Raw genomic sequence first — 2,414 nt, 5'->3', positions numbered from 1 at the left:
TACGACGGGGTGGGCGGCGGCCGTGGCTGCTCGTACAGCCAGCAAGAACGGCCCCAGGGACGCACTTCCCCGGGGCCGTTGCCGGTCGCCCAACCCACCCGCAGTAGACGAGAGGAAACGACCGTGGACACCATCATGGCACCCGCCGCCCCGGACCTCGACGACCTGTACGCCCGCTACTCGGGCACGCTGCTCGTGGCCGCCGCCGAGCAGCTCGCCGCCATCACCCCCGCCGCCGCCGACCTCGACGAGGACCTCGCCGAGGCGGTCTGGGACGACGTCGCCGCCGGCCGCTACCCCGACGGCGCCCGCGGCCTGGACGGCCTGCTCATCCTCCTGCGCACCAAGATCCGCCGCGTCCGCGGCCGGGCGCTGGCCGCCAGCCGGGCGATCCGCCAGGTCGTCATCGACCTCGACGACCTCGACGACATCGCCCCGCACACCGTGATCCGCACCGTCCGGCCGCTCCCGGCCACAGTCTCCGCCGCCGTCCGCGCACTCCCGCTGGCCGGGTGACCACCGTGGACGCCCAGGGCGCAGCGGAGCTGCAGCGGCAGATCCAGGAGCAGATGGCCCGGCTGGAGGCTCAGCGGGCCGCCGAGCGTGCCGCTGCCGAGGCCGCGGCCCGAGCCGCTGGCGGTGGCCAGTGAGCAGTCCTGAGGACCAGGCCTGGACCCAGCGGCAGATGGACGAGCTGCTGCGCCGGGCCCGGGAGATGCACGCGAGGGCGCAGGCCGAGAGGGCCGGCCAGCAGAAGTAGCGACGCCAGCCATGACAGGAGGAGCACACAGATGAGGACGAGCGAGAAGTACGAGACCCGGCAGGCCAGGCCCGGCGCCTGCGACCTCGCGGCGTGGGCCGACAGCGCCCTGGCCCGCCCGGCGGTCGGCGGCGCGGACCTGGAGCAGCGGCACGTCCTGGACGAGGCCGCCCACCCCGAGACGGTCGAGGCGCTGCGGCGCCTGGCCGCCGCGGCCTGACCGCCCGTCGGTTGTTGTCGTTCGCCGCCGCGCCCCTGCCCGCATCTGCGGGTCGAGGGGTGCGGCGGTGTTCGTCGGTGCCCGACGCACCGTCCCGTCGACCCAGGAGAAGCCGATGTCCCAGACCACCCCCGCCGCGCCGCCGCAGGGCAGCCACCACTACATCCTGACCCTCCAGAAGCCGATGGGCGGAGGCTTCATGATCTCCTCCAGCTCCGGCACCTGCTCGCCGGCAGGGATGAGCCGCTACGACGTCTACACGCGGCTGGTCGCCGACATGGTCCGCCAGGACCCCCAGCTGGCCGGCGCCTCGGTCCTCCACTTCGACCTCCAGCCCAACCAGCTCTGACCGCCGGTTGCTGTCGTTCGCCGCCGTGCCCCGTCCGCATCTGCGGGTCGAGGGGTGCGGCGGCGTTCGTCGGTGCCCGACGCACCCCGGCGTCCCCGCCGTAGAAGAGAGGAGACGAGGTGTCCATCACCGCCGACAGGCCGGTCCGCACCAGCCCGGTGCCGACCGCACGCCACCCCGCCCCCGGCAGCAGCCACCCCGCGGCGCCCGCCGGTGCGGTGCACGTGGTGTCCCGTCAGGAGTACGACGCGGCGAAGACCGCGCTGGCCAAGCTGAAGAAGCTCGGCGACATGATCACCCGCTCGCTGATGTCGATCGGCGGCGGCGCACTCATCTTCACCTGCGCGAACGTCACGCTGTTCGCGATGACGCACCACATCCCGGTGTGGATCGCCTGGATGCTCGACCCGATGGCCTCCCTGGCGCTGATCACCGTCCTGTACGTCGACGGGGTCCTCGCCGAGCAGGGCGGCGAGCGGGCCGGAACCTGGCCGTTCCTGCTGCGCTGGTTCGCCGGCATCTCCACGTGGCTGATGAACTCCTGGACGAGCCTGTACCCGGACGGCCACTTCACGCTCATCCCCGCGCACCCGGACGCCGGCGGGCTGCTGCTCCACTCCGTGGCGCCGTTCCTGCTCATCACGATGGCCGAGGCGTCCTCCGGCTACCGCAAGTACCTCGCCAAGCGGCTCGGCGAGCTGCGCCAGGTCGTGCAGGCCTTCGAGGACCAGCAGCACGCGGCGAAGAGCGAGAGCGAGCGCCGCACCCGCGAGGAGAACGAGCGGGCCGAGAGGGAGCGGCGCGAGGCCGAGCGGGCCGAACGCGAGGACCGCCGGCGCCGCGAGGACCGCGAGTACGAGGAGCGTCTGGAACGCGAGCGGATGCGCGAGGCCGCGGAGGTCGCCCGCATCGCCTCGCAGACGGAAACCGAGCGGCTTCGCGAACAGCGCGAGCTGGAGAACGCGAGGGCCAAGCGCGAAGCCGAGAAGGAACAGCGCGAGCGCGAAGCGGAAATCGAGCGGCTCCGCGAGGAGACGGCGCTGGAGAACGCGAGGGCGCTTCGCGAGGCCGAGCGGCTGCGGGCC

General features: G+C 73.4%; 5 protein-coding genes. All 5 read left to right on the top strand.

The annotated features are described in order from the left end of the window. Positions 1–123 precede the first annotated feature (123 nt). Positions 124–516 (top strand): hypothetical protein, encoded by a 393-nt coding sequence (locus KSNIM_RS38940; protein ID WP_263108310.1) that lies wholly within the window; start codon positions 124–126, stop codon positions 514–516. Next, complete coding sequence (locus KSNIM_RS38935; protein WP_263108309.1) at positions 513–650, top strand: hypothetical protein; 138 nt, start codon at positions 513–515, stop codon at positions 648–650. The genes KSNIM_RS38940 and KSNIM_RS38935 overlap by 4 nt, the downstream gene beginning before the upstream one ends. A gap of 141 nt (positions 651–791) precedes the next feature. After that, entirely contained in the window at positions 792–980 is a 189-nt protein-coding gene (locus tag KSNIM_RS38930) for a hypothetical protein (RefSeq protein ID WP_263108308.1), read from the top strand. 115 nt (positions 981–1,095) lie between these two features. After that, positions 1,096–1,329: a hypothetical protein gene (locus KSNIM_RS38925; protein ID WP_263108307.1), complete on the top strand. Its 234-nt coding sequence runs from the start codon at positions 1,096–1,098 to the stop codon at positions 1,327–1,329. A gap of 119 nt (positions 1,330–1,448) precedes the next feature. After that, positions 1,449–2,414 (top strand): microfibrillar-associated 1 family protein (locus KSNIM_RS38920; RefSeq protein ID WP_263108381.1); only part of this gene is annotated, 966 nt, incomplete at its 3' end.

Source organism: Kitasatospora sp. DSM 101779, assembly GCF_025655475.1.
In the GTDB taxonomy this organism is placed as follows: Bacteria; Actinomycetota; Actinomycetes; order Streptomycetales; family Streptomycetaceae; genus Kitasatospora.
Note: the sequence above shows the minus strand (reverse complement) of the source record. Positions and strands in the feature narration are given on the sequence as shown.

Excerpts from the sequence above, each read along its gene's own strand:
- KSNIM_RS38925 (WP_263108307.1), top strand. The coding sequence starts at position 1,096 with ATGTCCCAGACCACCCCCGCCGCGCCGCCGCAGGGCAGCCACCACTAC.
- KSNIM_RS38930 (WP_263108308.1), top strand. The coding sequence starts at position 792 with ATGAGGACGAGCGAGAAGTACGAGACCCGGCAGGCCAGGCCCGGCGCC.